This is a genomic window from Kribbella sp. NPDC055110 (assembly GCF_053607525.1).
Window position 1 is genome coordinate 149,981 of record NZ_JBSGTS010000010.1, and the last position, 26,902, is coordinate 176,882.

The 26,902-nt window shown below is 68.8% G+C and carries 28 protein-coding genes; 14 read left to right on the forward strand and 14 right to left on the reverse strand.

Annotation, left to right across the window (positions count from 1 at the left end; all coding sequences use genetic code 11):
* Window positions 1-82: 82 nt before the first annotated feature.
* Both ACWF0M_RS18240 and ACWF0M_RS18245 read right to left on the reverse strand, forming a co-directional pair.
* The gene (locus tag ACWF0M_RS18240; RefSeq protein ID WP_130383318.1) at window positions 83-760 is read right to left on the reverse strand and encodes a response regulator transcription factor; all 678 of its coding nucleotides are present in this window, start codon (window positions 758-760) and stop codon (window positions 83-85) included.
* Complete coding sequence (locus ACWF0M_RS18245; RefSeq protein ID WP_452236835.1) at window positions 757-1,974, reverse strand: sensor histidine kinase; 1,218 nt, start codon at window positions 1,972-1,974, stop codon at window positions 757-759. Before ACWF0M_RS18245 ends, ACWF0M_RS18240 begins: the two co-directional genes overlap by 4 nt.
* A gap of 196 nt (window positions 1,975-2,170) precedes the next feature.
* On the opposite strand from ACWF0M_RS18245, the gene phoU reads away from it, so the two are divergent.
* A complete protein-coding gene (gene phoU, locus ACWF0M_RS18250) occupies window positions 2,171-2,878 on the forward strand; it encodes a phosphate signaling complex protein PhoU (protein ID WP_452236836.1) in 708 nt (235 codons plus the stop codon).
* Window positions 2,879-3,408: 530 nt separating this feature from the next.
* Complete coding sequence (locus ACWF0M_RS18255; protein WP_452236837.1) at window positions 3,409-3,657, forward strand: hypothetical protein; 249 nt, start codon at window positions 3,409-3,411, stop codon at window positions 3,655-3,657.
* Window positions 3,658-4,438: 781 nt separating this feature from the next.
* On the opposite strand, the gene ACWF0M_RS18260 is transcribed toward ACWF0M_RS18255, so the two are convergent.
* From ACWF0M_RS18260 to ACWF0M_RS18275, 4 genes are read right to left on the reverse strand one after another with little or no spacing between them, the layout of a single operon-like run.
* A complete protein-coding gene (locus ACWF0M_RS18260; protein WP_452236838.1) occupies window positions 4,439-5,185 on the reverse strand; it encodes a phosphoglyceromutase in 747 nt (248 codons plus the stop codon).
* 9 nt (window positions 5,186-5,194) lie between these two features.
* Window positions 5,195-5,683 (reverse strand): YbjN domain-containing protein, encoded by a 489-nt coding sequence (locus ACWF0M_RS18265; protein WP_452236839.1) that lies wholly within the window; start codon window positions 5,681-5,683, stop codon window positions 5,195-5,197.
* Window positions 5,680-6,930 carry a D-inositol-3-phosphate glycosyltransferase gene (gene mshA, locus ACWF0M_RS18270; protein WP_452236964.1) on the reverse strand — a complete coding sequence of 417 codons (1,251 nt, stop codon included), beginning with the start codon at window positions 6,928-6,930 and terminating at the stop codon, window positions 5,680-5,682. Before mshA ends, ACWF0M_RS18265 begins: the two co-directional genes overlap by 4 nt.
* A 34-nt stretch (window positions 6,931-6,964) precedes the next feature.
* Complete coding sequence (locus ACWF0M_RS18275) at window positions 6,965-7,843, reverse strand: helix-turn-helix transcriptional regulator (RefSeq protein ID WP_452236840.1); 879 nt, start codon at window positions 7,841-7,843, stop codon at window positions 6,965-6,967.
* Between the two features lie 104 nt (window positions 7,844-7,947).
* On the opposite strand from ACWF0M_RS18275, the gene ACWF0M_RS18280 reads away from it, so the two are divergent.
* From ACWF0M_RS18280 to ACWF0M_RS18305, 6 genes are all read left to right on the forward strand, one after another.
* Window positions 7,948-8,691, forward strand: coding sequence for an SDR family oxidoreductase (locus tag ACWF0M_RS18280; protein ID WP_452236841.1), 744 nt, complete (start codon window positions 7,948-7,950; stop codon window positions 8,689-8,691).
* 80 nt (window positions 8,692-8,771) lie between these two features.
* Window positions 8,772-9,773, forward strand: a complete 1,002-nt coding sequence (locus ACWF0M_RS18285) for a hypothetical protein (protein WP_452236842.1) — start codon at window positions 8,772-8,774, stop codon at window positions 9,771-9,773.
* 43 nt (window positions 9,774-9,816) lie between these two features.
* Window positions 9,817-10,566 (forward strand): SDR family NAD(P)-dependent oxidoreductase, encoded by a 750-nt coding sequence (locus ACWF0M_RS18290; RefSeq protein ID WP_452236843.1) that lies wholly within the window; start codon window positions 9,817-9,819, stop codon window positions 10,564-10,566.
* Between the two features lie 92 nt (window positions 10,567-10,658).
* The gene (locus ACWF0M_RS18295; RefSeq protein WP_452236844.1) at window positions 10,659-11,087 is read left to right on the forward strand and encodes a helix-turn-helix domain-containing protein; all 429 of its coding nucleotides are present in this window, start codon (window positions 10,659-10,661) and stop codon (window positions 11,085-11,087) included.
* Between the two features lie 30 nt (window positions 11,088-11,117).
* The gene (locus tag ACWF0M_RS18300) at window positions 11,118-11,651 is read left to right on the forward strand and encodes a hypothetical protein (RefSeq protein WP_452236845.1); all 534 of its coding nucleotides are present in this window, start codon (window positions 11,118-11,120) and stop codon (window positions 11,649-11,651) included.
* 126 nt (window positions 11,652-11,777) lie between these two features.
* Window positions 11,778-12,122: a DUF2516 family protein gene (locus ACWF0M_RS18305; protein WP_452236846.1), complete on the forward strand. Its 345-nt coding sequence runs from the start codon at window positions 11,778-11,780 to the stop codon at window positions 12,120-12,122.
* A gap of 405 nt (window positions 12,123-12,527) precedes the next feature.
* On the opposite strand, the gene ACWF0M_RS18310 is transcribed toward ACWF0M_RS18305, so the two are convergent.
* Window positions 12,528-13,319 carry a L,D-transpeptidase family protein gene (locus ACWF0M_RS18310; RefSeq protein WP_452236847.1) on the reverse strand — a complete coding sequence of 264 codons (792 nt, stop codon included), beginning with the start codon at window positions 13,317-13,319 and terminating at the stop codon, window positions 12,528-12,530.
* Between the two features lie 91 nt (window positions 13,320-13,410).
* On the opposite strand from ACWF0M_RS18310, the gene ACWF0M_RS18315 reads away from it, so the two are divergent.
* Complete coding sequence (locus ACWF0M_RS18315) at window positions 13,411-13,914, forward strand: macro domain-containing protein (protein ID WP_452236848.1); 504 nt, start codon at window positions 13,411-13,413, stop codon at window positions 13,912-13,914.
* A 33-nt stretch (window positions 13,915-13,947) separates the two neighbouring features.
* Here the strand turns inward: ACWF0M_RS18315 and ACWF0M_RS18320 are convergent, their stop codons facing one another.
* The 3 genes from ACWF0M_RS18320 to typA all read right to left on the reverse strand — a co-directional run bounded on the left by ACWF0M_RS18320 (window position 13,948) and on the right by typA (window position 18,218).
* Entirely contained in the window at window positions 13,948-14,538 is a 591-nt protein-coding gene (locus ACWF0M_RS18320; protein ID WP_452236849.1) for a L,D-transpeptidase, read from the reverse strand.
* 183 nt (window positions 14,539-14,721) lie between these two features.
* Window positions 14,722-16,356, reverse strand: a complete 1,635-nt coding sequence (locus ACWF0M_RS18325) for a glutamate--tRNA ligase (protein ID WP_452236850.1) — start codon at window positions 16,354-16,356, stop codon at window positions 14,722-14,724.
* Window positions 16,356-18,218, reverse strand: coding sequence for a translational GTPase TypA (gene typA, locus ACWF0M_RS18330; RefSeq protein ID WP_452236851.1), 1,863 nt, complete (start codon window positions 18,216-18,218; stop codon window positions 16,356-16,358). The genes ACWF0M_RS18325 and typA overlap by 1 nt, the downstream gene beginning before the upstream one ends.
* 297 nt (window positions 18,219-18,515) lie before the next feature.
* Here typA and ACWF0M_RS18335 point away from each other — a divergent pair, with 297 nt between their 5' ends.
* A complete protein-coding gene (locus ACWF0M_RS18335) occupies window positions 18,516-19,151 on the forward strand; it encodes a TetR/AcrR family transcriptional regulator (protein ID WP_452236852.1) in 636 nt (211 codons plus the stop codon).
* A 66-nt stretch (window positions 19,152-19,217) separates the two neighbouring features.
* Here ACWF0M_RS18335 and ACWF0M_RS18340 read toward each other — a convergent pair whose 3' ends face one another.
* Together ACWF0M_RS18340 and ygfZ are read right to left on the reverse strand one after the other, a co-directional pair.
* Window positions 19,218-20,219 carry an asparaginase gene (locus tag ACWF0M_RS18340; protein WP_452236853.1) on the reverse strand — a complete coding sequence of 334 codons (1,002 nt, stop codon included), beginning with the start codon at window positions 20,217-20,219 and terminating at the stop codon, window positions 19,218-19,220.
* 46 nt (window positions 20,220-20,265) lie between these two features.
* Window positions 20,266-21,258: a CAF17-like 4Fe-4S cluster assembly/insertion protein YgfZ gene (ygfZ, locus tag ACWF0M_RS18345; protein WP_452236854.1), complete on the reverse strand. Its 993-nt coding sequence runs from the start codon at window positions 21,256-21,258 to the stop codon at window positions 20,266-20,268.
* 110 nt (window positions 21,259-21,368) lie between these two features.
* Between ygfZ and ACWF0M_RS18350 the strand changes: the two genes are divergently transcribed.
* Window positions 21,369-22,190, forward strand: coding sequence for an LLM class flavin-dependent oxidoreductase (locus tag ACWF0M_RS18350; RefSeq protein ID WP_452236855.1), 822 nt, complete (start codon window positions 21,369-21,371; stop codon window positions 22,188-22,190).
* A 161-nt stretch (window positions 22,191-22,351) separates the two neighbouring features.
* Here the strand turns inward: ACWF0M_RS18350 and ACWF0M_RS18355 are convergent, their stop codons facing one another.
* Window positions 22,352-23,758, reverse strand: a complete 1,407-nt coding sequence (locus ACWF0M_RS18355) for a cation:dicarboxylate symporter family transporter (protein WP_452236856.1) — start codon at window positions 23,756-23,758, stop codon at window positions 22,352-22,354.
* Between the two features lie 119 nt (window positions 23,759-23,877).
* On the opposite strand from ACWF0M_RS18355, the gene ACWF0M_RS18360 reads away from it, so the two are divergent.
* Window positions 23,878-25,134, forward strand: coding sequence for a sensor histidine kinase (locus tag ACWF0M_RS18360; protein WP_452236857.1), 1,257 nt, complete (start codon window positions 23,878-23,880; stop codon window positions 25,132-25,134).
* The gene (locus ACWF0M_RS18365) at window positions 25,127-25,804 is read left to right on the forward strand and encodes a response regulator (RefSeq protein ID WP_452236858.1); all 678 of its coding nucleotides are present in this window, start codon (window positions 25,127-25,129) and stop codon (window positions 25,802-25,804) included. The genes ACWF0M_RS18360 and ACWF0M_RS18365 overlap by 8 nt, the downstream gene beginning before the upstream one ends.
* A gap of 4 nt (window positions 25,805-25,808) precedes the next feature.
* Here ACWF0M_RS18365 and ACWF0M_RS18370 read toward each other — a convergent pair whose 3' ends face one another.
* Entirely contained in the window at window positions 25,809-26,303 is a 495-nt protein-coding gene (locus tag ACWF0M_RS18370) for an FABP family protein (RefSeq protein ID WP_452236859.1), read from the reverse strand.
* A gap of 165 nt (window positions 26,304-26,468) precedes the next feature.
* On the opposite strand from ACWF0M_RS18370, the gene ACWF0M_RS18375 reads away from it, so the two are divergent.
* Entirely contained in the window at window positions 26,469-26,831 is a 363-nt protein-coding gene (locus ACWF0M_RS18375; RefSeq protein ID WP_452236860.1) for a DsrE family protein, read from the forward strand.
* The last annotated feature ends 71 nt before the right edge of the window (window positions 26,832-26,902 follow it).

Sequence of the window (26,902 nt, forward strand, 5' to 3'; positions counted from 1 at the left end):
TGAACTCTCCTTAGACCAATTGCCTCAACTAAGGAGAGCCTAAGCTAACCCCACAGGTCGTGGCGACCTGCGGGGGTGTGACTCAGGACTCGAACTTGTAGCCCAGGCCACGCACCGTCACCAGATGGGCAGGGTTCGACGGGTCCTTCTCGAGCTTGGACCGCAGCCGCTTCACGTGCACGTCCAGGGTCTTGGTGTCGCCCACGTAGTCGGCGCCCCAGATCCGGTCGATCAGCTGACCGCGGGTGAGCACCCGGCCGGTGTTCCGCAACAGCATCTCGAGCAGCTCGAACTCCTTCAGCGGGAGCCGGATCTCGGTCCCCGACACCGTCACGACATGCCGCTCGACGTCCATCCGGACCGGTCCGGCCTCGAGGGTGTCCGGCAGCAGCTCGACGTCCTGACCGCGACGCAGTACGGCGCGAACGCGGGCCAGCAGCTCCCGCGGACTGTAGGGCTTGGTCACGTAGTCGTCCGCGCCCAGCTCGAGCCCGACGACCTTGTCGACCTCGGTGTCCTTGGCACTGACGATGATCACCGGGACGTTGCCCCGACTCCGGAGCGCCCGGCAGACCTCAGTGCCGGACAGACCCGGCAGCATCAGGTCGAGCAGGACGATGTCCGCACCGGCGCGGTCGTACTCGTCCAGCGCGTCCGGCCCGGTCTCCGCGACGGCGACCTCGAACCCTTCCTTGCGCAGCACGTACGACAGCGCGTCGCTGTAGCTCTCTTCGTCTTCGACGACCAGCACTCGGGTCACGAAGCTGTCTCCTTTGCGATCTGACCTGACGGGGTAGGCGTCAGGGTGACGGCCGCCTCCTCCTGGCTGACGGAGTCGGTCTGCCCCGGCGCGGGTTCGAGCCGCAACGGGAGTCTCACGGTGAAGGTGGAACCTTGGCCCTCGACACTCCAGACCCGCACGTCGCCGCCGTGGATCGAGGCGATGTGCTTGACGATCGAGAGGCCGAGACCGGTGCCGCCGGTCTCCCGGCTGCGGGCCCGGTCGACCCGGTAGAAGCGCTCGAAGACGCGTTCCAGGTCGCTGCTCGGGATGCCCACGCCCTGGTCGGACACGGTGACCTCGACCAGGTCCCCGATCGGGTGCGCGGCGACCGCGACCCGGGTGCCGTCCGGGCTGTAGTTGATCGCGTTCTCGACCAGATTGCCGATCGCCATCGCCAACTGGTCCTCGCTGCCCATCACCTCGAGGGCAGGCTCGGTCTTCACCACGATCTTGATGTCGCGGTCCTCGGCGTCGATCCGGCAGCGGTCCACCGCGGTCTCGATCACGGCGTTGATGTCGACCGGGCCCGGGTTCTCCAGCGGGTCGTCACCCTGCAGCCGGGACAGCTCGATGATCTCCTTGACCAGCTGACTCAGCCGGGACGCCTCGATCCGCATCCGGTCCGAGAACCGCTGCACCGCCTCCGGGTCGTCGGAGGCCTCCGAGACCGCGTCCGCGAGCAGGATCAGCGCGCCGACCGGGGTCTTCAGCTCGTGGCTGATGTTGACGGTGAAGTCTCGCCGGATCGCGTCCAGACGGCGCTCACGGGTGCGGTCCTCGACCAGCACCAGCACGAGCTGACTGCCCAGCGGCGCCACCCGGGCACTGACGTACTGCGTGGCGCCGAGCCGGCCCCGGACGATCTCCAGGTCCTGCTGGCGGATCTCGCCGTCGCGGCGGACCTGGCGGACCATGGCCAGGATGTCGTCGACCACGAGCCGCTCACCGCGGACGATACCGAGCACGTGCGCCGGAGCGCTGGCCTGCAGCACCTGGTCCTCGGGTCCCATCACGACTGCCGAGGAACGCAGTACGGACAGGACCGTGGCGACACCCGACGGTACGGCGGGCTCCGGGGACTCCGGGATCTTGCGCTGGGCCCGCTCGGAAAGCATCATCGCACCGAGCGAAAGCAGAGCCAGGGCCGCGCCGATGACGCCGCCCAGCACCGCAGCCAGCGTGGGGTCCACGGCAACGATGCTACGCGGGCGACCAGCAGGGAAAGACCGAATGAGCACCGGATGACCGGGGGACGACCTAACTGTTCATCGGTCGTTCACCACTCGTCGCCGTCCGGCAACCTCGACGGCATACGGTCACCGGTGGGCGGGTACCTGGGTGGTGCCCCGCCGCGGCACCGGACACCACAGATCGGATTCGAACACCATGCGTGACACGTACCACGAGCAGCTCGACGACATCCTCGCCGAGCTGGAGCGGATGACGCGGACGGTGTCCACCGCCGTACGCCGGTCGACGGCGGCCCTCCTGGAGGCGGACATCCGCAAGGCCGAAGAGGTCATCGCGTCCGACATCCAGCTCGACGCCGCCGGCGAAGGTGTCGAGGAGAAGGTCTTCGAGCTGATGGCACGGCAGTCGCCGGTCGCCAACGAGCTGCGGATGCTGGTCGCCGCGCTGCGGATGGTCGCCGACCTCGAGCGGATGGGCGACCTCGCCGCACACGTGTCGAAGATCGCCCGAATGCGGTACCCGGCCCCGGCGATCCCCGTCGAACTGCACGACGTCATCGAGTCCATGGGCTCCGTAGCCGGCAAGATGGTCGACGCCGCCGGCGACGTGATCTCGACCCGCGACGTCGAGGCCGCCGGCCGGCTCGAGGCCAGCGACGACGAGATGGACAAACTGCGCTCCAACCAGTTCCGCCTGATGATGGACGAGAACTGGCCCCACGGCGTCGAGGTCGCCGTCGACATGGCCCTGCTCAGCCGCTACTACGAGCGCATCTCCGACCACGCCGTCGCCATGGCCCGCCGCGTCGTCTACCTCGTCACCGGCGAACTCCCCGTAGCCATCGGCGGCACCGCCGCCGGCTCCGGCGCCGGCGCCTCCACCCCCAACCCCAACGGCAACTGACCTCTTAGTAGCCCCCGGCAACCAGCTGGTAGCCGGGGCGCGGATAGCGGTGTTCGGGTGACCGCTCTGGCGCGAGGCGGGCTGCTGGGTGACCGCTCTGGTCCGGCAGCCGGCGCGGCGGTGGCGTTGAACAGGCTATTTCCTGTGCACACCCACGCGTTCCTCAGCGCACACCCCGACAGCCGACCGGACAAGGAGCAAACGCTCCGGCGAGACCAGCTGCAGGTACTAGAAGGACGCGCCTCCGGCGCGGCTCACTTGTTGCCGGCTCCGCCGGGGCGCGGACTGTGCTGTCGAGTGACCGCTCTGGCGTGGGGCAGGCTGCTGGGTGAATGCTTTGGTCCGGTAGCCGGCGTGGCGGTGGGGTTGAACAGGCTATTTCCTGTGCAGCGCCACGCGTTCCTGTTTAGCGCCGTGTGTTTTTGGGCGTGTGCCGCGTGGAACCGCCTGGTTGCGTGGATTGGTGCTGTCGTGAAGTCGAGTGGTACCGGGCGGGGCGGAGTCGACGGGGCATGGATAGGTTCAGCGGCATGAGTGACCACTCGGAGACCGATCGGCTGATCAGCGTTGACGTGTCAGGCATGGACGGGCCTGAGCTCCGTGCGCACCTCGACGCGGTAGAGCAGCACATGAGAAAGCTGCGCCGTACCGAGCTAGCTCTCCTGGAGGGCAGCCCCGAGATCGTCGCACAACGCCCCGAGCTGCAGGCACACCTCGCCCACCTCCGCACCCTCGACCTCGAAGACCTACCCCTCGAGAACCCCCCAACGCCAACGTGACAAATCCCCGGCCACGCACGGTGCGAACGCCAAGGAACACGTACGCGTGAACAGCAAATAGCCTGTTCAACCCCACCGCCACGCCGGCCACCGCACCAGAGCGTCCACCCAACAGCCGACCCCGCGCCTGGGCATCGCCAACCTCGCCCCGCCCCAGGCATCGCCAACACCTCGCCCCGCGCCCGTGCATTCGCCCAACAGCACCACCGCCCCGGCGGAGCCGGCAGCAAGTCAGCCGCGCCGGAGGTGCGTCCTTTTGGCAACTGCAGCTGGGCTCGTCGGAGCGTTTGCTCGTTGCCTGACCCGCGCCCGGCTGGGCGTCGCCGAGGAACGCGTGGGCGTGCACAGGAAATAGCCTGTTCAACGCCACCGCCACGCCGGTTGCCGTACCGCGGCCTTCGCCCAACAACCCACCCCGCGCCAGGGCATCCGCCCAACAGCACCCCGCGGCGGAGCCGGCACCAAGTCGGCCGCGCCGGAGGCGCGTCCTCTTAGCAACTGCAGGTGGTCTCGCCGGAGCGTTTGCTCGTTGGCTGACCCGCGCCCGGCGGGGCGTCGCCGAGGAACGCGTGGGCGTGCACAGGAAATAACCTGTTCAACGCCACCGCCACGCCGGTTGTCGTGCCGCGGCCTTCGCCCGGTAGCCCGCTCCGCGGCAGGGGACTCACCCGAACGACCGGCCTGCACCGGGGAGTTCGCCCAAAAGCCCCCCCCCGCCCCGGCTGAGGCGGCAACTGGTGGTTGCGGTGGGGGTGTGTGGTTTAGGCGCGGGCGAGTGGGGTTAGCGGCCCTGGTTTTTGACGGCTTCTATGGCGGCTTGGGCGGCCTTGGGGTCTAGGTATTCGCCCCCGGGGGTGACCGGCTTGAAGTCGTCGTTGAGTTCGTAGTAGAGGGGGATGCCGGTCGGGATGTTGAGGCCGACGATGGTTTGTTCGTCGAGGTTGTCGAGGTGTTTGACCAGGGCGCGGAGTGAGTTGCCGTGGGCGGTGACGAGGACGGTCTTTCCGGCGCGGAGGTCCGGGACGATGGCGTCGTACCAGTACGGGAGCATCCGCTCGACGACGTCCTTGAGGCATTCGGTCGCGGGCAGGAGCTCCGGCGGGAGGGCGGCGTACCGGGGGTCGCCGGCCTGGTCGTACTCGGAGCCGCGCTCGATCGCGGGCGGCGGGGTGTCGTACGAGCGGCGGAAGAGCATGAACTGCTCCTCGCCGAGCTCCTCGAGGGTCTGCTTCTTGTCCTTGCCCTGCAGGCCGCCGTAGTGCCGTTCGTTCAGTCGCCAGGACCGGCGGACGTCGATCCACTGACGCCCAGCCTCTTCGAGCGCGATGTTCGCGGTCCGGATGGCGCGACGGAGCACCGACGTGTGAAGGACGTCGGGCAGCAGCCCACGCTCGAGCAGCAGCTGACCGCCGCGGTGCGCCTCCTCGACGCCCTGGGCGTTGAGGTCGACGTCGACCCAGCCGGTGAAGAGGTTCTTGGCGTTCCAGTCGCTGTGGCCGTGGCGGAGCAGGATCAGGCGATAGGTCATACCCGCATGTTATCGAGGCTCCAGCCAGCCCTTGAACGCGTCCAGGTTTCGGGTGGATTCGCCGCGCGACACTCGCCACTCGTACTCGCGCCGGATCGACGACGCGAACCCGAGTTCGAGGATCGTGTTGAACGACGAGTCGGCGTACTCCAGCACCGCACCGAGCAACCGGTCGACCTCACCGGGTGTGATCGCGTGCAGCGGGACGCGCCCGTCCAGGTGGATGTCGCCCAGGTGGTCGACGGCGAACGCGACACCGTACATCTTCAGGTTCCGCTCCAGCAGCCAGCGGTACACGGCCGCGTGGTTCTCGTCCGGGTGCCGCACGACGAACGCGTGCACCTGGACCGCCTGCGCCCCGACCGTCAGCGACACCGCGGTCTTGAGCTTCCGCTCCCCCGGCAGGTCCACAACAAACGCGCCGGGCTCACTCTCGGTGAACTCGAGCTCGTTCTCGGTCAGCACCTGGCGGATCACGTCCGCCGCAGAAACTCTCACCCGGCTACCTCCGCGGCGATTTCGGTCGCCATCGTGTCTGCGGCGGTCCGGTACGCCGCCAGCGTTTTCCGGGCGGTCCGTTCCCAGCCGAATCTCCGTGCGTGGCCGACCGCCGCGTGGCTCATGCTCTCGCGGACGGCCGGATCCGTCGCGATCCGCGCCAGCGCGTCGGCGAAGTCGTCCACCCCGTGCCCGCGGACCAGGTATCCGGTCCGCCCGTCGAGGACCGCCGTACTCAGACCGCCGACGGCCGCCGCGACCACCGGCGTACCGCAGGCCTGGGCCTCCAGCGCGACCAGCCCGAAGGATTCCGAGTACGACGGGACGCACACGACGGACGCGGCGCGGTACCACGAAGCCAGCCGCGCCCGCTCCATCGGCTTCACAAATCTTGTCACGTCGGAGATCCCGAGCGCCCGCGCCAGCTCGGCGTGCGACTCGGGGTGCTCCATCCCGTTGCCTGACGGCCCGCCGATGATCGCGACCACCAGCCGCGACCGCAGCGACGGGTCCCGTTCGAGCATCCGCGCCGCCGCCCGGATCAGCAGATCGGGTGCCTTCAACGGCTGGATCCGGCCGACGAACGCCAGTACGACGGCATCGGCCGGCAACCCGACCTCGCGCCGGGCCGCGGCCTGATCCCCCGGGCTGAACAGGTCCAGATCCACACCAGGATTGACCACCCCGACCTTCGCGGGCTGGGCGCCGTACAGGTCGATGAGTTCGCGGGCCTCGTCGTCGGTGTTGGCCAGCAGGCGATCCGCGGCCTCGACGACCTGCTCCTCACCGATCAGCCGGGCGGGCGGCTCGGGTACGTCGTCGTCCGCGAGGCTGGCGTTCTTCACCTTGGCCATGGTGTGCATGGTGTGGACCAGTGGGACCGCCCAACGATCGCGGGCGAGCAGGCCGACCTGGCCGGACAACCAGTAGTGCGAGTGGATCACGTCGTACCAGCCGGGCTCGTGGATCGCCTCGGCGCGCAGGACGGCGCGAGCGAACGTGCACAACTGGGCCGGGAGCTCGTTCTTCGTCAGGCCCTCGTACGGGCCGGCGGCGACGTTGCGGACCATGACGCCGGGCATCAGCTCGACCCGGGCCGGCAGCACCGACGCGGTCGACCGGGTGAAGACGTCGACCTCGATCCCCAGGCCGGCCAGTTGCTTGGACAGCTCCACGACGTACACGTTCATCCCGCCGGCGTCCCCGATCCCCGGCTGGTCGAGCGGTGAGGTATGCAGGCTGATCATCGCGACCCGCCGGAGGGGAGATTCGATCACCCGGTCAGGGTAACTCCGGGGCTTCCGCCGGGAATCGGGACTTCTCCCTATCCGCGGCCGTCCAGCTCGCCAGCAGTCGCAGATTCTGCTCGGACGGCGACCCGGGCTCGACGGTGTAGGTGACCAGCAGCTGATCCGGTTCGCCGGGCGGCTGCAGGGTCTCGTACCCGACGGTGATGTCGCCCACCAGTGAGTGGTGCTGCGTCTTCGTCCCGAACGTCTTGTCCTTCACATCGTGCCGGGCCCAGTGCACGCGGAACTCGGGGCTGTGGATGGACAGTTCCCCGATCAGCTCCGCGAGCTCCGGGTCGTCCGGGTAGCGCCCGGCGTACATCCGCAGGTAGCCGACGGTCTCCTCCGCGACCGCCTCCCAATCCGGGTAGAAGTCGCGCGTCGCCGGATCGAGGAAGACCAGCCGCGGGATGTTGCGGTCCTTGGGGTCCATGCCGTCGAAGTCCGCGATCAGGGCCGCGGCGAGCCGGTTCCACCCCAGGACGTCCATCCGGCGGCCGAGGACGAACGCCGGTACGTCGGGCATCGAGTCCAGCAACCGTTGCAGGCCGGGTCGCATCCGTTGCGTCGTACGGCGAGTGGTCCGGCGGCGAGCCGGTTTCGCCAGCAGGGCCAGGTGTTTGCGCTCGTCGTCGGTCAGCTTGAGTACGTCGGCGACGGCGTCCAGGATCTCCTGCGAGACGTTGTCGGCGCGGCCCTGTTCGAGGCGGACGTAGTAGTCGGCGCTGACGCCGGCCGCCTGGGCGAGCTCCTCGCGGCGCAGGCCGGGGACTCGGCGCCGCCCGCCGTACACCTTGATGCCGAGGTCCTCGGGCCGCACCCGGGCCCGGCGCGAGGTGAGGAACTCGGTCAGCTCCGCGCGTCGATCCATGCCCTCCAGTATCCAGGGCGGGCACGAACCGCAACCTGGTCCTGCCAGAACCAGGTTCAGCAGACACCTGGGTAAGCCTCCGCGACCGCTCCAGGATCGATGCCATGACCAACTTGAGCATTCGCAACGCAGTAGTCACCGGCGCCGCGAGCGGTATCGGGGCCGCCATCGCCACCCAACTGGCCGAGGCCGGAGCCGCGGTCGCGCTGGTCGCACGGCGGCAGGATCGCCTCGACGACCTGGCCGGCAAGCTCGGACCGCGGACCTTCGGCGTCGGCCTGGACGTCACGTCGCAGGATTCCGTGGACGCCGGAGTCGCCCGGATCCACGAGCGGCTCGGCACCGTCGACCTGGTCGTGAACGCCGCGGGCGTGATGCTGGCCGCGCCGGTCGCCGACGGGCGGCTCGACGACTGGACCCGGATGATCGACACCAACCTGACCGGCGTACTGCGTCTGGTCCGGGCCTTCACGCCCGACCTGATCGCGGCGGCCGGCGAGGGGCGGACCGCCGACCTGGTGAACATCTCGTCGATCGGGGCGCATGCCGTCTTCCCCGGGTACGCCGTGTACGGCGCGACGAAGGCGGCGCTGACCCACCTGTCCGCGTCGTTGCGCGCCGACCTCTCGCCGTACGACGTCCGCGTGACGAACATCGAGCCCGGGCTGACGGACACCGAGCTGGCGACGCACCTGGACACCCCCGGACAGGACCTGATCGCGTCGATGAACGAGCAGATCGGGCCGCTGGCCGCCGAGGACATCGCCGACGTGGTGACGTTCGCGGTGAGCCGACGCCGGGAGCTGAACCTGCGCCAGATCATCGCGCTGCCGACCCGCCAGGCGTGACCGGGTGGTGGGCCTACGTCCACCACCACTGACAGACTCACACCACTGCTTCACGGACTGTGCGCCGAAAGCATTGAGCCATGCGTACAGTCCTCGAAGAAGTGAAGTCCTGGCATCGCCCGCTGATGCTGATGGTGCTCGCGATGGCCGGTCTCGTCCTCACCGCCGGCATCGGGCTCGCGGTCGACGGCCGGGAGATCCTCAACGAGTCCGTGTGGCTCAAGCCGTTCAAGTTCGGCCTGTCGTTCGTCCTGTACGGCGCGACGCTCGCGTGGCTGCTTTCCAAGCTGCGTAAGGCGAGACGCTTCGGCTGGTGGACCGGCACCGTGTTCGCGATCACCGGGATCGTCGACGTCGGGTTCATCGCCGTACAGGCCGCGCGCGGGACGTTCAGCCACTTCAACGACAACTCCGACACGTTCAACCAGGTCGGGCAGAAGGTCTTCATGTCGGGGGTCATGGGGCTGTTCGGGGCGAGTCTGGTGGTCGCGATCATGCTGCTGTTCCAGCGGATCGGTGACGCGCCGCTGAACCGGGCGATCCGGGTCGGCATCGGGCTGGCCGTCGCCGGTATGGCGCTGGCGTTCTACCTGGTCGGCTCGCAGGGTCAGCGGCAAGAGGTCACGGACGCGTACGGGCACCCGGTCACGCTCGCCGGCAGCCACGGCATCGGCGTCGAGGCGGGCGGTCCTGGTATGCCGTTGACGCACTGGAGCACCGTCGGCGGCGACCTACGGATCCCACACTTCGTCGGGCTGCACGCGATCCACTTCCTGCTGCTGACGGTCCTCGCGCTGAGCCTCCTCGCCGCGCGCGTCGAGTGGCTGCGGCCGGAGCGCGTCCGGCACCGCCTGGTCGGCGTCGCGGCCTTCGGGTACACGGGCGTGATGATCACGGTGACGGTCCAGGCGTTCCGCGGGCAGGCGCTGATTCACCCCGACGTACAGACGCTGGGCATGGTCGGCGGTTTCCTGGCCGTCAGCCTCGCGGCGGCCGCCGGCGTCGTCACATCCGCTCGGCGGCGTCCCGTCGTACCGGCGCACGCGGCGCCGCGGCAGCCCGTCGACGCGGGGCGGTCGTGAGACAGCCGGTTTCGTCGTCCGGCCGGTTTGAGAAGCTTGGGGTATGACTTCGAGCGATCGTCCTCTGGCCGTGGTGACGGGTGCTAGCAGTGGAATCGGGGCCGCGTCGGCGCGGTACCTCGCCCGCGAGGGTTTCGAGGTGATCTGCGCCGCGCGGCGGCTGGACCGGATCGAGGCGCTGGCCAAGGAGATCGACGGCCGCGCGGTGCAGTGCGACGTCACGTCCGCCGAGGACGTCGCCGCACTGACCGCGGCGGTCGGCTCCTCGTTGCAGGTGCTCGTGAACAACGCCGGCGGTGCGTTCGGTCTGGAGCCGGTGGCCGACGCCGATCTGGACGCCTGGCGGCGGATGTACGAGGTGAACGTGATCGCGGTCGCCGCGGTCACCAAGTCGTTGCTCCCGGCACTGATCGCCGGGCACGGCACGATCATCGTGATGGGCTCGACGGCCGGCCAGGTCGCCTACGAGGGCGGTGGCGGGTACGCCGCTGCGAAACACGGCGCCAAGGCCGTCGTCGACACGCTCCGCCTGGAGCTCTACGACCAGCCGGTCCGGGTCAGCGAGATCGCCCCCGGCATGGTCCGGAGCGAAGGCTTCGCCCTGACCCGCTTCAACGGCGACCAGTCCAAGGCCGACGCCGTGTACGCCGGGGTCCGCGAACCGCTCACGTCCGACGACGTCGCCGACATCGTCGCCTGGATCGCCACCCGCCCCGCCCACGTCAACATCGACCGCATCACGGTCCGCCCCCGCGCCCAGGCCGCCCAGCACAAGGTCCACCGCGAGTCCTGATCCGCCAGGTTTGTCCGCACGTTTTGCGTGCGTGAGGCGGGTCACGGGGTGGGTGCTTGCAATTGCAAGCAGCTTGCTAGCACACTGGGGACATGGCCAAGTTGAGTGATCGGGCAGCTGGGGCGGTGGGCTCCGTCGGGGAGTACCTCGCCGAGCAGCGGCGGCACGCGCAGCTGTCGTTGCGGCAGTTGTCCGACCTGGCCGGAGTGTCCAACCCGTACCTGAGCCAGATCGAGCGCGGTCTGCGCAAGCCGTCGGCCGACGTACTGCAGCAGCTCGCGAAGGCGTTGCGGATCTCTGCGGAGACCCTCTACGTACGGGCCGGAATTCTCGATCCGGACGACAACCCTGATGGCGCCCGGCAGGCCACCGGCGTGGTCGACGCCGTCCTGCTCGACCCCGCACTGTCCGAGCGCCAGAAGCGCGTCCTGCTGGACGTGTACACGTCGTTCGTCCGCGAGAACGCCCCTGAAGAGCCGCCGGCCAAGAAGCCAACGGCTCGCAAACGCAGCACCGACTGAACCTGCTGAACACACCCGAGGAGAAGCCCGATGGCTACCCGTACGCCAGTTACCCCGTTCTACGCGATCGCCGGCGCCGGCGACCTCGCGGTCGAGAAGGTCCGCGCCGTCGGCGAGGACGTGACCGCCCGGTTCGCGAAGATCGACCAGAAGAACCTGCAGACCGAGCTCACCAAGGAGTTCACCAAGGCGCAGGCCGAGCTGACCAAGCGTTTCGAGGCGATCGTCGCCGACGCGCGCACCGCCCCGGCGAAGCTGCGTGAGCTGCCGAAGACCGCGCAGGCTGGTTTCACCACCGTCCTCGGTCAGGCCGAGGAGACCTACGAGGACCTGGCCGGCCGCGGCAAGGACCTGGTCGAGCGGATCCGCCACCAGCAGGCCACCGAGGACCTGGAGGCGGCCGCCAAGACCACGGTGAGCAAGGCCAAGGCCACCCGCACCACCGTGAAGAAGACCGCCACGAGCGCGACCCGCAACGTCAAGGCGACCGCGACCAGCGCCCGCAAGACCGCGAAGGCGGCCGGCAAGGCTGCTGAGGCCGCCGCCGACAAGATCGGCGACTGAGCACCTGTTTCGATACACCACAGACGGTGACGATTCACCCATCTCCGGGTGAATCCTGGGATCGGGCGGTCCACAGCTGCGACTGAGCAGAGGTGGGCCGCCCGGTCTGTCGGTTAGGCTCGTAGCATGATCACCTTCCAGGGCCTGATCCCCGGGTTCGACGATCCGCTGTCGGTCATCTGGTGGGTGCTGCTTGCGTTCAAGCTGGTCGCGCTCGCCGACGCGGTCTTCCGGCCACGGGCGGTGTTCGTCGCCGCCGACAAGCTCACCAAACCCGGCTGGGTGCTGATCCTGGTCGTGTTCACGCTGAGTCAGGTGTTCCAGGGCTGGCTGAGCTTCTTCGGCCTGATCGGCATCGTCGCGTCCGCCGTCTACCTCGTCGACGCCCGCCCCGCCCTCCGCGCCGCCACCGGCCGCGGCCGTGGCGGCTGGGGCGCCCTCCGCCGCCGCCGAGGCCCCCGCCCCCTGTAACCCGTCACCGTACGTCGCAGCACCTCGCCGTACGCCGCGCACCACAGCGCACCGCACCACGCCGACGTACGCCGCACGCGCACCGACCGCGGCGAGGACCCCAACACGAGGGGATATCCGGCGGGGTTGTGGCTTCTCCGTTGGTGCTAGAGGGGAGAACCCACAACGCGAGGGGATATCCGCTCGTTTTCTGGTCGTCGTCCGGCTCGCTGGCCAAGCGGCGCGATCAGCGCGGGTCAGGAGACCGGGGGACAGGAAATGGCTGCAGGAGACAGGCAATACCAGGTCCCCACCCACCACTACCTGTCTCACAACCCCGGAGGGGGGGCCCGGGCGCACCGCACCAGATGCTGTTCGCTCCCCGGCGCGTGGTGCACGGGGCCGAGGGGGCGCTGTGCTTCGGGGTTAGGAGCGGTAGACGATGACTTTGTCGCCTACGTGGATCTCGTCGAAGAGGATCTTGATCTTGGCCAGGTCGCGGACGTTGACGCAGCCGTGGGAGGCGCCGTTGTAGCCGCGGGCTGCGAAGTCGGACGAGTAGTGGACCGCCTGGCCGCCGCTGAAGAACATCGCGTACGGCATCTTCGAGTCGTACAGCTTCGAGACGTGGTTCCGGCTCTTCCAGCCGACCGTGAAGCTGCCTTCCCGGGTCGCGGTCTTCACCGCGCCGAACCGGACGTCCAGCTGCATCTTCACCACGCCGTCGACGACGTACCGCAGCTTGCGGGTGGTCTTGTCGATGCACAGCGCCACACCGGTCGCGCAGCGCGCGTCGAGCTTCTTGCCGTTCACCACCGGCACCGGCGGGTACAGCTCGGTCTGGGTCGGCTCGTGAGTCACCTTGGCCAGCTGGTCCAGCGTGTTCTGGTCGACGTACCCGAGCTGGGGAATGCCCTTCGACTTCTGGAACTTCTTCACCGCGGACCGGGTCATGGTCCCGAACTCGTTGTCCAGGTAGCGCTTCTCGAGCAGCTTCAGCTGCACCAGCCGCGCCTCGACCTTGCGGACGTTCACGCCGCTGGAGCCGTTCTTCCACAGCGCCTTCGGGAAGATCGGCAACTCCCCGCTGACCTCGAAGGGCACCGTCTTCAGATCCTGCGGGGCCGCGTTCGCACTCGTTCCGGTACTCAGAAGCGCAGCAATCGCGCCCCCGGCGACCAGCCCGCTCAGCAACTTGCGAATCAGCAGCCCACGCATCGGACACCCCTCTGGTAGCCCCGTTCCTACACTTGTAGGACGTCCTCACGGCCATTTCGGTTGGCTCCTCAGCGTACCGGAGGAACTCCGCATGGAGATCGCACTCAGCACCGCCGACATCACCACGGTGCCCGCGGACGCGATCGTGAACGCCGCTCATAACGCGTTGCGCGGCGGCGGTGGCGTCGACGGCGCGATCCACCGGGCGGGCGGGCGTGAGATCCTCGCCGAGCTCATCGAGCGGTACCCGAACGGCACTCCCACAGGTACGGCGGTGTGGACCATGGCCGGCGCTCTACCCGCGACGTACGTGATCCATGTGGTCGGGCCGAACTACACCGCCGGGCAGCGGGATCCGGCGTTGCTCGAGTCCTGCTACCGCAACGCGCTGCGGATCGCGGACGAGCTCGGCGTACGGACGATGACGCTGCCTGCGGTCTCGGCCGGGATCTACGGCTGGCCCGCGCAGTCGGCCGCGGACATCGCCGTACGGGCGTTGCGCCGGACGCCGACGAACGTCGTCGAGGCCACGTTCTGTCTGCTGGAACCGCGGCTGTACAAGGCGTTCCGGAACGCGACAGCGGCCGGGGAGTAGTTCCCCGGCCGCTGTGCGAGATGGTGCTTCAGGTCACTTGCTGTAGACGACGACCTTGTCGCCGACCTTCACCCGGGAGAAGATCCAGGCGACCTTCTTCTTGTCGCGGACGTTCACACAGCCGTGCGACGCGCCGTTGTAGCCACGGGCCTTGAAGTCCGACGAGTAGTGGACGGCCTGGCCGCCGCTGAAGAACATCGCGTACGGCATCTTCGAGTGGTACAGCGACGACACGTGGTTCTTCGACTTGCGGTAGACGCGGAAGACGCCGTTACGCGTCGGGGTGCGGCTGGAACCGAACCGGACGTCCATCACCTGCACCGGCTTGCCGTTCACCAGGTAGACCAGCTTGCGGGTCTTCTTGTTGATGCACAGCACGCGACCCTTGGTCAGGCACCGGCTGTCGATCCGGTACTTGGCGATCGCCTTGCTGGTCGAGGCCGCCTTCGGCGTCGCCGCCGCGGCCTTCGGCGGCAGACCGACCGGAGCCGGTGCCGTGATCGAGTTCTGCGCCGACGCCGAAACCTGAGGCGCGGCCTCGGCCGACGTGGTCGCCGACAGAGCGCCGACGCCCACGAACGCGGCGGCCGTCAGGGTAGCGCCGAACTTACGCAGAATGCCCATGTTTCCCTTGTCCTTCCCCCAAAGAGTGCTTCCACAAGACAGACGTCGCTACTTCACGTCTGGTTGGTAACGAATCAAAACTTTCTTCCCCCCGGCCCCTGCCCCACCGGTGGCCGAGAAATGGTGTATCACACCGACAGAGCCCAGGGCACGCTCTGTCAGCCACCGTTTCCAGTTCGTGCTCTAGGACGTCAGCGCGCGCAGGCGACGCAGCACCTCGGGGGCGCCGAGCGCTTGCGCGGTCGCGTGCAGGTCGGGGCTGCGGGTGGCGCCGGTGATCGCGACGCGCACGAGCTGCGAGGCCTCCCGGATCGAACCGACGTACGCGTCCGGGTCCTTCTTGTACTCCTTGGCGTTCGGCGCGAACCGGTGCTTGCCGGCCCGAGTACGGATCTGGTCGAACCACTCCTGCGGGTCGTCCAGATGCTCGTAGTTCGCCACGAGATCGCCCGCGAACGCCGTGACGACGTCCGCCGCGACACCGAGCGGAGCAAGCCGCTCGTCGCCCGGACCGGCCACCGGGACGAACAGCTCGGGGAAGAAGAAGCCGTACGCCGGCCGGAAGTCCGACCACTTGCGGAGGTCCTTGCGGGGGTTCTCGACGCCGTCGCGTTCGACCGCCAGCGCACGCAGCGCCAGGTCCTTCTCGTTGTCGAGCACGGGAACGAGTTCGGCGTCGTACTGCACGGCCCAGGCGCGCACCGCGTCGAGGATCTGCTGTCCGCTCAACGTCGCGATGTGGTCGGCGCTGATGTCCTCGAGCTTCACCAGGTCGACCAGCGGACCGGCGACCCCGCACAGGCTCAGGTCGATCGGCGTCGTCAGCGCCTCGGCCAGCGGCAGCTCCGCTAGCCGACCGTTGGCCAGGCCACGCAGGTAGTACAGGACCGCGTCGGCCGGGTAGCCCGCGCCGATGTAGAAGTCGACGCCCGCCTCGGGATCCTTGCGCTTGGACAGCTTCCGCTTCCCGCCCGGGATCTGCTTCATCAGCGGCGCGATATGCGCGTACGTGATCGGCTCGAACTCGAGCGCCGCGAACAGCTGCTGGTGCAGCGGAACCGAGGAGATCCACTCGTCGCCGCGGATCACCAGGTTCACCCGCATCAGATGGTCGTCGACCGCGTGCGCGAAGTGGTACGTCGGAAGTCGCGGCGACTGGTCCGACGACTTCAGGATCACCGCGTCGTTGCGATTCGCCTCATGCTCGAGCCGGCCGCGGATCGCGTCCACGAAGCTGGTCCGGGCCTCGCCTTCGGGTGCTCGGAAGCGCACGACGTACGGCGTACCCTCGGCCAGCTTCTCGGCGACGGCGGACGGGTCGGCGTCGCGCCAGATCGCCCACTTGCCGTAGTACCCGGTCGGGACCTTCGACGCCTGCTGGCGGGACGTGATGTCGGCGAGCTCGTCCTTCGTGGCGAAGCACAGGTACGCCTTGCCCTGCCGGAGCAGGTGCCGCACGTAGGTGAGGTAGATCTGCTCGCGCTCGGACTGGATGTACGGCCCATACGAGCCGTGGTTCCGGTCCTCGTCGCTGCTGATGTGGAAGTAGTCGAAGGCGCGGTCGAACTGCTCCAGCGCCCCCTCCACCTCACGCGCCTGGTCGGTGTCCTCGATCCGCACCAGGTACACCCCGCCGGAGTCCGTCGCGACGTCCCGGTCGATCATCCCGACGTAGATGCCGCCGATGTGGATGAACCCGGTCGGCGACGGTCCGATCCGCGTGACCTTCGCCCCCTCCGGCAGCTCCCGCGCCGGATACCGCTCTTCCCAGTGCGCCGGCTCCGGAAGGTCGGCGGGGAAGAGCTCGTCCACCGTCATCAGCTCTTCGACTTGCGGCCGAGCTTGGCGCGCTCGATCTGGGTGAGGGCGACCTTGCGCATCCGGATCGCGTCCGGCGTCACCTCGACGCACTCGTCCTCGCGGCAGAACTCCAGCGATTGCTCCAGCGACAGCTTGCGGGCCGGCACCAGCTTCTCGAACTCGTCCGCGTTCGAGCGGACGTTCGTCATCTTCTTTTCCTTGGTGATGTTGACGTCCATGTCGTCGGCGCGCGAGTTCTCGCCGACGATCATGCCCTCGTACACCTCGGTGGTCGGCTCCACGAACATGGTGCCGCGCTCCTGCAGGTTGATCATCGCGTACGACGTGGCCGCGCCGGACCGGTCCGACACCAGCGAACCCGACGGCCGCGTGCGCAGCTCGCCGAACCACGGCTCGTACCCCTCGAAGACATGGTGCGCGATCCCCGTACCGCGGGTGTCGGTGAGGAACTCGGTGCGGAACCCGATCAGGCCGCGGGCCGGGACCAGGAACTCCATCCGGACCCAGCCGGTGCCGTGGTTGGTCATCTGCTCCATCCGGCCCTTGCGGACCGCGAGCAGCTGGGTGACCGTGCCGAGGTACTCCTCGGGGCAGTCGATCGTCAGCCGCTCGACCGGCTCGTGCCGCTTGCCGTCGATCTCGCGGGTGACAACCTGCGGCTTGCCGACAGTCAGCTCGTAGCCCTCGCGGCGCATCTGCTCGACCAGGATGGCCAGCGCCAGCTCACCACGGCCCTGCACCTCCCAGGCGTCCGGGCGCTCGGTCGGGAGCACCTTCAGCGACACGTTGCCGACCAGTTCGCGGTCGAGCCGGTCCTTGACCAGGCGGGCGGTCACCTTGGTGCCCTTGACCCGGCCGGCCAGCGGCGAGGTGTTGGTGCCGATCGTCATCGAGATGGCCGGCTCGTCCACGGTGATCAGCGGCAGCGGCTTGGGGTTCTCGGGGTCGGTCAGGGTGTCGCCGATCATGATCTCCGGGATGCCCGCGATCGCGACGATGTCGCCCGGGCCGGCCGAGTCGCCGGGGACGCGCTCGAGCGCCTCGGTGACCAGAAGTTCGGTGATCTTGACCTTCTGGATCGTGCCGTCGTGGCGGCACCACGCGACCTGCGCGCCCTTCTTCAGGGTGCCTTCGTGGACCCGGACCAGCGCGAGCCGGCCGAGGAACGGCGACGCGTCCAGGTTGGTGACGTGCGCCTGCAGCGGCGCGCCCTCGGTGTACTCCGGGGCCGGCACGTTGTTCAGGATCGTCTCGAACAGCGGCTCGAGGTCCTCGGAGTCCGGCATACCGCCGTCGGCAGGCTGGTTCAGCGAGGCGCGGCCGGCCCGGGCCGAGGCGTAGACGACCGGGAAGTCCAGGGCGGACTGGTCGGCGTCGTGGTCGAGCAGGTCGAGGAACAGCTCGTACGTCTCGTCGACGACCTCGGAGATCCGGGCGTCCGGCCGGTCGACCTTGTTGACCACCAGGATCACCGGCATCTGCCGCGCCAGCGCCTTGCGGAGCACGAACCGGGTCTGCGGCAGCGGGCCCTCTGAGGCGTCCACCAGCAGCACGATCGCGTCGACCATCGACAGGCCGCGCTCGACCTCGCCACCGAAGTCGGCGTGGCCGGGGGTGTCGATGATGTTGATCGTCATCTGCTCGCCGTTGGCCATCTTGTGCCGTACGGCGGTGTTCTTGGCGAGGATCGTGATGCCCTTCTCACGTTCCAGGTCGCCGGAGTCCATCGCCCGCTCATCCACGTGCTGATGGGCTCCGAAGGCGCCGGACTGCCACAGCATCGCGTCGACGAGGGTGGTCTTCCCGTGGTCGACGTGGGCCACGATCGCGACATTGCGCAGGTCGTTACGGACAGGCATGAGGAAGCGCTCCAAGCAATGAGAGGGATCTGGCGGTGGCTACGGCGGTTTCACGTGCCACTCGACACAGGGCGCAGCCCTCTCATTCTACCCGTCACCGCTCGTGTCCAGAAAACGGGCCAGGACATCGACTCGGTCTTTGACATTTGTTGACTGGACGTCCAGTCTATAGACGGCGCCTGGGGAGGGGCCGAAAACCACGGGGGGTCAGCCCGAGGCGCCGGGCACGAGGATGGGGGTTGCCCGGCGCTTCAGGCTTCGACCGGCGGCGTCGTACTCCGTCCAGAAGGGGTATCCGTGCCGCGATCGGCGAGCCTCAACCAGGAACTGCGGGAGCGCTCCCGCGAACGCATCCTGGCCGCGGCGCTGGAGACCTTCGCCGCCAAGGGCTTCGAGGCCGCGTCGATCTCCGACATCACCGCCGCCGCGGGCGTCTCCCGCGGCCTCGTCTCGTACTACTTCGCCACCAAGGAGCAACTGGCGGCCGAACTCCTGGACCGCTGGCTGGACGGCATCGCCGGCATTCTGACCATCCAGGGAACACCTGATGAACGTCTGGCCGGCATCATCGACGGCGCTCTGATGGCGGCCGCGACCACGCTCCCGATCCAGCGGCTGGCGATCACGCTGATGATGCAGCCCACGACCCACGACGTGTTCGCCCGCGTCGAGCAGGCCAAGTCCGACCGCCTGTCACTGGTCGAGGACGCGATCCGCGAGGTGTTCGCGGCCCGCGGCGCCGCCGATCCGGCCGTCGAGGAGATGTTGCTCCGAGCAACCTTGGAGGGCGTGACCGTCAAACTCGCGATCTACCGCGAGACCTTCCCCCTGGAAGCGATCCGCACCCGCCTGTACGCCGGCTACAACCTGCCGGCGCCGACGACGCCGCTCCCGATCGTGTCACCCACGGTCGACCGCCTGCGCGCCAAGTGACCCGGGCGGCGCACGAGACCTTTCCGGAAAGAAACTGGCGCCAGGTGGCGAAAATGTTCCGGAAAGCTAGGCGAAGACCGCCGGGCTGGGGCGAACTTCCCCAACCTGGATGCCGCCGCCGTAGAGCGGGGCGCTGGACTGCTGCTCGATCACCTCATGATCGAGACCGAGCTTCCGCAGTACGGCCGCCATCACCACCGGGCGGGCGCGTACGCCGCCGTCCTCGATCTTCACCGCGACGCCGCGACCATCCGCCAGTCCGACCGCGTACACGCTCTCGGCACCGGCCTTGCCGAACAACCCCGGCACCGCGCGTATCAGGGCAGCCTCGTCGCGCCTACTCCCGCTGGCGTACTCGGGGTACTCCCGAAACGCCGCCGCGATCCGTCCCTCGAACGTGTCAGCGGCCGCCGACGCGAACAGACCGAACGAACGCGCGAGCCCGGCGAGGCTGATCGCGAGCAGCGGCGCACCACAGCCGTCGACCGCGACGTACGCGACCTTCTCGCCGGCGGCGTCCTCGATCGCGACGCGAATCGCCTGCTGCAACGGGTGGTCCGGCGAGCGGTAGTCGTCACGCCCCCATACGGCGTCCGGGCTCTGCTCGCGCGCCGGATCGTGGATCGGCCAGCCGTTCTGTACGCAGGTCGCGATCATCGCGGCGTGCTTGCCGGAGCAGTTCATCGTGATGCGTTCCGGCACGTGACCTGCGCGCACCCACTCGTCACGGCTCTGGTCGTCCAGCGGGTACGACGTCGGCGTACGCAAGGCCGTCTCGTCGAGCCCGACGCCCGCGAGGATCTCGCGTACGCCGTCCACGTGGAACTGCTCGCCCGAGTGCGACGCGCCCGCGAGTGCGAGGAGGTTGTCGGTCAGCGGGAGTCCGCTGCGGACCATGCCGAGGGCCTGCATGGGCTTGTTCGACGAGCGCGGGAACATCGGCTGGTCCACGATGCCGACGGACCACTCGACAGTGCCGTCGGGGTTCGTCACCACGACGGAGCCGCGGTGATGGCCTTCGACGAAGCCGCTACGGACCACGTCGGCCAGGATCACAGGTTCGGTCACGGCTGAACTGTACAGATGCAAAACGCCGTGTTGCCAATGATTCCGCTCACAACCGGGAGCGCACGTGCAGGCCGACCTCGGGGTCGACCAGGAGGTCCTGGGTCGCGGTCACGGTAGGCTGATCCTCGGCCACGATCTCCAGTACGGCGTCGGGGTCGACGTTGCGCTTGATCAGGGCGAGCGCGATCGGGCCGAGCTCGTGGTGACGGGCAGCCGAGCCGATCACGCCGACCTGCTTCTCCCCCGCGCGAACGACGTACCCATGCGCCGGCAGGTGATCGACGGAACCGTCGAGCAGGAGGCGGACCAGGCGGCGCGGCGGACGGCCGAGGTTGTGTACCCGGGCGACTGTCTCCTGGCCGCGGTAGCAACCCTTGTCGAGATGTACGCCGACACCGAGCCAACCGAGCTCGTTCGGGATCGCCCGCTCGTCGGTGTCGAGCCCGAACCGCGGCGCACCCGCCTCGATCCGGAGCGCCTCGTACGCCCAGATCCCGGCCACGGCACCCTCCAGCCCCGCCAGCTCGGCCCGCGGCAGGAAGACCTCGTGCCCGCCCAACGAGTCCTCACCGGTGCGGGTCAGGTGCTCGCCCGCCGCACGACCGGGACGCCAGATGATCGCGTAGTCGTCGGTCACGTCCGCGATCTCGACGCGGGACATGAACACCATCTTCTGCAGCCACTCCACCAACGCGGCGGCCGCGCCCGGCTCGGTGTGCAGCCAGAACGTCTCGCCGTCGTCGACGCCGTACATCGCGTGCTCGACATGCCCGGTCGGAGACAGCAGCAGCGCAGTCGTCGACGTACCGGGTTTGAGGCCTTCGAAGTACTGCGTGGTCAGCGCGTGCAGCCAGGTCAGCCGGTCCGGGCCGGTGATCGTGACCACGTCGCGGTGCGACAGATCGACGAACGCCTCACCCGCGATCATGGCCCGCTGCTCGCGCAGATCAGAGCCGTAATGCGCGGCGACACCGGCGTCGAGTCCGTCGGCCTCGACTGCGCCGGGCCGGTCCAGCAGGGGGCTGCGCTTGCGTGACATGTCACCAGAGTACGTCGGGCGGCGTACGGCGAACGCCTCCCGTCGTGGGATGTGGACAGACCCGCTCTACCGCGAGTCTGGAGTCATCAAACGACGGACGGAGCAGGGCGATGAACGCGAGGCAGTTCCGGTTCGGTGTGGCGGGAAGTCCGACCACCGGTGAGGAGTGGGTGAAGACGGTCCGGCAGGCTGCGGATCTCGGGTTCCAGACCGTGCTGATGCCGGACGGGCTGCAGCTCCCCGCGCCGTTCTCCTCGCTGGCGATGGCGGCTGCGGTCGCCGACATCCGGGTCGGCACCTTCGTCGCGGCCGCGCCGCTGCGGACGCCGCGTCAGGCTGCCTGGGAGGCGCACACGCTGACCGTGCTCACCGATGGGCGGTTCGAGTTCGGCATCGGCACCGGGCGTCCGGTCGCGGAACAGCAGACGGCCGAGGTCGGCCTGCGGTGGGGAACGGCCCGGGAGCGGCGCGAGCAGGTCATCGAGACCCTCGACCTGCTGCGTGAGCTCGACGGCGAACGCCGTACGCCGATCATGCTGGCCGCCGGCGGACCGAAGGCACTGGCGCTCGCGGCCGAGCGGGCCGACATCGTCTCGCTGGCCAAGGACGCGACCACTCCGCGCGAGGAGGTCGCGGCGGTGGCTCGTGAGCTGCGGGACCTGGCCGGAGCCCGCGCCGACGACATCGAGCTCGCGATGAACCTGCTCGCCGCCGGCACCCGCCCGCTGCCGCCCTGGACCAAGCGCGCCTCGGGCGTCGACCCCGACGAGCTCGAGGCGATGGACTCGCTGATGCTGCTCCGCGGTACGCCGCAGGAGATGGCCGACGAACTGCTGCGCCGCCGCGACCAGATCGGCGCCAGCTACATCAGCGTCAACTCCGGCTACCTCGAGGACTTCGCCCCCGTCATCGAACTACTCGACGGGAAGTAGTTAGGCGGATCCCCAGGCCATCACAATTGACGCCCGCTCGGAGAGCACCGCGGGGAACGCCTGTGGCCGGGGCGATTGTGATGGCCTGGGGATCCGTAAGCACAGCGCTGCCCGCCGGTCTGTGGCCCGGCCGGGCAGCGTGTGGGAGGGGTGAGGATGATCTAGCTGTCGGACCGGCGAGCTTCGACGGCGGCCGGTGCGTCGCCGGCGGGGCGGGACTCCACCGCGGCCGGGGCGTCGCCGGCGTGGGTGTCACCGGCGGCGAAGGCGACCTCGTCGAACGGGTCGTTACCCGCGAACACCTGCTCGGCCTGGTTCTTGTCGAACTCGCCGACCCAGTGGCCGACCAGGACGGTCGCGACCGCGTTGCCGGCGAAGTTCGTCAGCGCTCGCGCCTCGGACATGAACCGGTCGATGCCGACGATCAGACCGACGCCGTCGACCAACTCCGGCCGGTGCGACTGCAGACCGCCGGCCAAGGTCGCCAGGCCCGCACCGGTGACGCCGGCGGCACCCTTCGAGGCGAGGATCATGAACAGCAGCAGCGAAACCTGCTGTCCCAGCGAGAACGGCTGATTCATCGCCTCCGCGATGAACAACGACGCCATCGTCAGGTAGATCGCCGTACCGTCGAGGTTGAACGAGTAGCCGGTCGGGACGGTGATACCGACCACGGACTTGTCGACGCCGAGGTGTTCCATCTTGCCGATCAGCCGGGGCAGGGCGGTCTCCGAGGACGAGGTCGACACGATCAGCAGGAATTCGCGGCCCAGATAGCGCAGCAGCTGGAAGATCGAGACACCGGTGACCGCCCGGAGCAGTGTCCCGAGGACGACGAGCACGAACAGCAGGCACGTGATGTAGAAGGCGACCATGATCTTCAGCAGGCTGACCAGCGCGGTGGAGCCGGCCGCACCGACGACCGCCGCCATCGCACCGAACGCACCGATCGGGGCGACCCACATGATCATCGCGAGGACCTTGAACACCAGGCGCTGGATGTGACCGATGCCGACCAGGATCGGCTGGCCCTTGGAACCCATCGCCTGCAGCGCGAAGCCGACGAGCAGCGCGACCAGCACGGTCTGCAGGACCTGGCCCTCGGTCAGCGACGACACCAGCGTCTTCGGGATGATGCCGACGATGAAGTCCGTCGCCCCTTGGTGCGACGCCCCCGCGGCCTGCTTCTGGCCGGCCTCGCGGAGCTTGTCGGTCAGGTTCAGGCCGGAGCCCGGCTGCACCAGGTTGCCGACCAGCAGGCCGATAGCGAGCGCGACCGTCGACATCACCAGGAAGTAGACGAGCGCGAGACCGCCGACCCTGCCGACGCTGGCGGCCTGCCGGACCGAGCCGATGCCGAGCACCAGCGTGCAGAAGATGATCGGGCTGATCATCATCTTGATCAGGTTGATGAATCCGGTGCCGAGCCATTTCAGCTCGATGGCGAAGTCCGGGAACAGCAGACCGACACCGATGCCGAGTGCGACGGCGACGATGACGGCGATGTAGAGGAAATGGGTCCGGTCGTTGCGGACCGGCGTGGGTCGGGGATCAGTCGGGCTCGACATTGGCGGGACTCCCTATCGGCCTGGCGGAGGGGTGGTTGGTGCTTGGTGAGTAACTGTGACGTGACGCACAGGAGAAGCGCGCATTTCGTTCATATCGTTCGCAGTGCAAACTGTTCGACATGTTGCGCCGACCGTGGGAGTTGCGCCGCCAGGTTCTCTGGCTGCAGACCGTCACGGTCACAGTACTCATCGCGATGGTGTGGATCGTGATGGTCAGCCGCTCCCGCGCGCAGGCGGTGCGGGACGAGGCGGCGAGCGGGATCGCCGCGCCCGGCTGGTGGGAGCTGGTCCGGCTGGACCTGCGCTCGATGCTCGGTATCGCCAGTCTGATGCTCGGGGTCGCGATCGCCGGCAACGCTCTCGTCACCTGGCGGGTACGTCGGGCCACGCGCGGCGTCGGAACGCAGTCGCTGGCCCGGATGCTCGACTTCTACGAAGGCGTCCTGCACGCGGCGCGCGAAGGGCTGATCCTGCTCGACCTCGACGGCCGGGTGCAGCTCGCGAACGACGAGGCGCTGACCCTGCTCGGGGTGCGTTCCGTTGTTCCCGGTACGCCGCTTGAGGAGCTCCACCTCGGCGCGCCCCTGGCCGAGTTGCTCGCGACCGGGCGTACGGCGTACGACGAGCTGCACCTCGGCGCGCGCGGAGTCCTGGTCGTGAACCAGCAGCCGTCCGGACGCGGGCGGATCGTCACGCTGCGGGACCACACCCAGCTGCAACGGCTGCTCGGCGAGCTGGACGCCGTACGAAGTCTGGCGGAATCGCTGCAGGCACAGAATCATGAGGCGTCGAATCGGCTGCACACCGTGGTCAGCCTGATCGAGATCGGGAAGCCGGAACGGGCGCGGGAGTTCGCGGTGTCGGAGCTGCAGTTCGCACAGGCGATGACGGATCGGGTCGTCGGCACGGTCGGCGATCCGGTGCTGGCGTCGCTGCTGCTGGCGAAGTTGTCGCAGGCCCAGGAGCGTGGCGTCGTACTGACCCTCGATCTCGGGCACGAGGCGCTGAACACGCGCCTGTCGGCGCAGGACGTGGTGACCGTGGTCGGGAACCTGCTGGACAACGCGATCGAGGCCGCGCGCGGCGGTCCGGCACCGCGGAAGGTCGAGTTCCGGGCGGCGACGACGGCCGATGCGGTGGATCTGATCGTGACGAACACGGGTGCCGAGTTGGGATCGGTGGAGTTGGCGCACATGTTCGAGCGCGGGTGGACGACGAAGGCCGAGCCGGGGCACGGGCTGGGCCTTGTACTGGTGCGGAGCACGGTCGAGCGGTGGCAGGGTTCGCTGATGGTCGATCCCGATTCCGAGCTGGACGAAGTACCGGCGCTGACCGTGCGAGTGCGGTTGCCGCGGGCGGTGGGCGCGAGTGCCTGACCTACGCGTCCTCGTCGTCGAGGACGATCCCGTCGCGGCGGAAGCACATCGCACGTACGTCGAACGCCTGGCCGGCTTCACCTGCGTCGGAATCGCCGGTACGGCGGGGCGCGCGCTGCAGTTGCTTGCGCGCGGCAACATCGACGTCGTACTGCTCGACATGCACCTGCCGGACGGTCACGGGCTGGACGTCGTCCGCCGAATGCGGGCCATCGGCAACCAAACGGATGTGGTCGCGGTGACGTCGGCGCGCGAGGTCGTCGCGGTGCAGGCGGCCGCGCGGATCGGGGTCGTTCAGTACGTGCTGAAGCCCTTCGCGTTCGAGACCTTGCGCGACCGGTTGTCGGCGTACGCCCGCCAGCGCCGCGCCGCCGAAGCCGGGCAGGTCGTCGCGGATCAGGACGAGGTTGACCGGCTGTTGCATCCGGCAACGGTCTCGTCGGTGCCGAAGGGTCTCGCCGGGGGTGTGCTCGACCGCGTCGTACAGCTGCTCGCGGACCGCGAGGGCTGGACCGCGGAGGAGATCGCGACGTCGCTCGGCACCTCGCGGATCACGGCCCGCCGGTACTTGGAACACCTCGCCGACCAGGGGCAGGCGTTGCGGACCCAGCGCTACGACGGGCGCAGCGGCCGCCCGAAAGTCGAGTATTCCTGGGTGTCCGAGAGCTGACGGATCAGGCGCGGACGAGGGTCGCCCAGAGGTGCGGCTGCAGGGTCTGGCCCTCGGCGGCCATGTCAAAGGCCCACAGCAGCTCGCCGTTGACGAGGCCGTAGAGGCGGTGGCCGGCGGTGACTTCCTTGGCCGTGACGGTGCGCGCCACCACATCCGTCTGCAGCTCGATCTTCGCGCCGTCGATGTCGCCGTACCAGATCTCGGCGATGCCGGTCGGGTGCGCGAGGATGACCTCGACCTTCTTGTCCGGCTGCGGGCGCCAGAACCCGGTCTCGACGGCGAGCGGACGCTGCCGGGTGCCGTCCTCGCCGACCACGAACGTCTGGCTGACGTAGTGCAGGTACGGCTTGCCGTTGTGGGTGAAGTCGATCTGCTGCCCGAACTCGAACTTCTCGATGGTCGGGTAGTCGCCGTGCCCGCGGCCCTCCCAGCGACCGATCAGCCACGCGAGCGGCATCAGGTCCGGGTGCAGGTCCTGCGGGATCTCGAACGCCATCAGGTCACTCAGTTCGCACTACGGCCGCGATACAGCCGGTAGACGACGAACGCCGAGAACCAGCCCATGAAAAGACAGACCAGGACCAGCAGCGTGGTGAAGGCGACGTGCAGCACGCTGGTCAGTCTAGAGGATGGGTACGGCGGTTTCGGCTACCGTGGCGTGATGTCCCGCACGCTGGTGATCAAACTGACCGCAGGCGCCGAGGAACCCGAGCGCGCCAACCAGGCCTTCACCGTCGCCGCCACCGCCGTCGCGGTCGGCGCCACGGTCTCCCTGTGGCTGACCGGTGAGGCCGTCTGGTTCGCCGTACCCGGGCGCGCCGAAACCTTCGAACTCCCGCACGCGGCGCCGCTTGCCGACCTGCTCACCGCGGTCCTCGAAGGCGGCCGGCTCACCGTCTGCACCCAGTGCGCCAAGCGCCGCGACCTCACCGAATCCGACCTCCGCCCCGGCACCCGCATAGCCGGCGCCCCCGCCTTCACCGAAGAAATCCTCACCGACGACACCCAAGCAATCGTCTACTAGCAAACCGTGTTGCCAGTAGTAGACGGCTGCGGGGTGTTGAACGCGAACCGGCGCCCGCGGGTGGCGGGCGC

Coding starts and splice junctions, on each gene's coding strand:
- ACWF0M_RS18305 (WP_452236846.1), top strand. CDS start 11,778: ATGATCACCTTCCAGGGCCTGATCCCCGGGTTCGACGATCCGCTGTCG.
- ACWF0M_RS18315 (WP_452236848.1), top strand. CDS start 13,411: ATGGAGATCGCACTCAGCACCGCCGACATCACCACGGTGCCCGCGGAC.
- ACWF0M_RS18350 (WP_452236855.1), top strand. CDS start 21,369: ATGAACGCGAGGCAGTTCCGGTTCGGTGTGGCGGGAAGTCCGACCACC.
- ACWF0M_RS18375 (WP_452236860.1), top strand. CDS start 26,469: ATGTCCCGCACGCTGGTGATCAAACTGACCGCAGGCGCCGAGGAACCC.
- typA (WP_452236851.1), bottom strand. CDS start 18,218: ATGCCTGTCCGTAACGACCTGCGCAATGTCGCGATCGTGGCCCACGTC.
- ACWF0M_RS18290 (WP_452236843.1), top strand. CDS start 9,817: ATGACTTCGAGCGATCGTCCTCTGGCCGTGGTGACGGGTGCTAGCAGT.
- ACWF0M_RS18280 (WP_452236841.1), top strand. CDS start 7,948: ATGACCAACTTGAGCATTCGCAACGCAGTAGTCACCGGCGCCGCGAGC.
- ACWF0M_RS18310 (WP_452236847.1), bottom strand. CDS start 13,319: ATGCGTGGGCTGCTGATTCGCAAGTTGCTGAGCGGGCTGGTCGCCGGG.
- ACWF0M_RS18325 (WP_452236850.1), bottom strand. CDS start 16,356: ATGACGGTGGACGAGCTCTTCCCCGCCGACCTTCCGGAGCCGGCGCAC.
- ACWF0M_RS18255 (WP_452236837.1), top strand. CDS start 3,409: ATGAGTGACCACTCGGAGACCGATCGGCTGATCAGCGTTGACGTGTCA.
- ACWF0M_RS18260 (WP_452236838.1), bottom strand. CDS start 5,185: ATGACCTATCGCCTGATCCTGCTCCGCCACGGCCACAGCGACTGGAAC.
- ACWF0M_RS18300 (WP_452236845.1), top strand. CDS start 11,118: ATGGCTACCCGTACGCCAGTTACCCCGTTCTACGCGATCGCCGGCGCC.
- ACWF0M_RS18285 (WP_452236842.1), top strand. CDS start 8,772: ATGCGTACAGTCCTCGAAGAAGTGAAGTCCTGGCATCGCCCGCTGATG.
- ACWF0M_RS18275 (WP_452236840.1), bottom strand. CDS start 7,843: ATGGATCGACGCGCGGAGCTGACCGAGTTCCTCACCTCGCGCCGGGCC.
- ACWF0M_RS18355 (WP_452236856.1), bottom strand. CDS start 23,758: ATGTCGAGCCCGACTGATCCCCGACCCACGCCGGTCCGCAACGACCGG.
- ACWF0M_RS18360 (WP_452236857.1), top strand. CDS start 23,878: ATGTTGCGCCGACCGTGGGAGTTGCGCCGCCAGGTTCTCTGGCTGCAG.
- mshA (WP_452236964.1), bottom strand. CDS start 6,930: ATGATCAGCCTGCATACCTCACCGCTCGACCAGCCGGGGATCGGGGAC.
- ygfZ (WP_452236854.1), bottom strand. CDS start 21,258: ATGTCACGCAAGCGCAGCCCCCTGCTGGACCGGCCCGGCGCAGTCGAG.
- phoU (WP_452236836.1), top strand. CDS start 2,171: ATGCGTGACACGTACCACGAGCAGCTCGACGACATCCTCGCCGAGCTG.
- ACWF0M_RS18370 (WP_452236859.1), bottom strand. CDS start 26,303: ATGGCGTTCGAGATCCCGCAGGACCTGCACCCGGACCTGATGCCGCTC.
- ACWF0M_RS18320 (WP_452236849.1), bottom strand. CDS start 14,538: ATGGGCATTCTGCGTAAGTTCGGCGCTACCCTGACGGCCGCCGCGTTC.
- ACWF0M_RS18295 (WP_452236844.1), top strand. CDS start 10,659: ATGGCCAAGTTGAGTGATCGGGCAGCTGGGGCGGTGGGCTCCGTCGGG.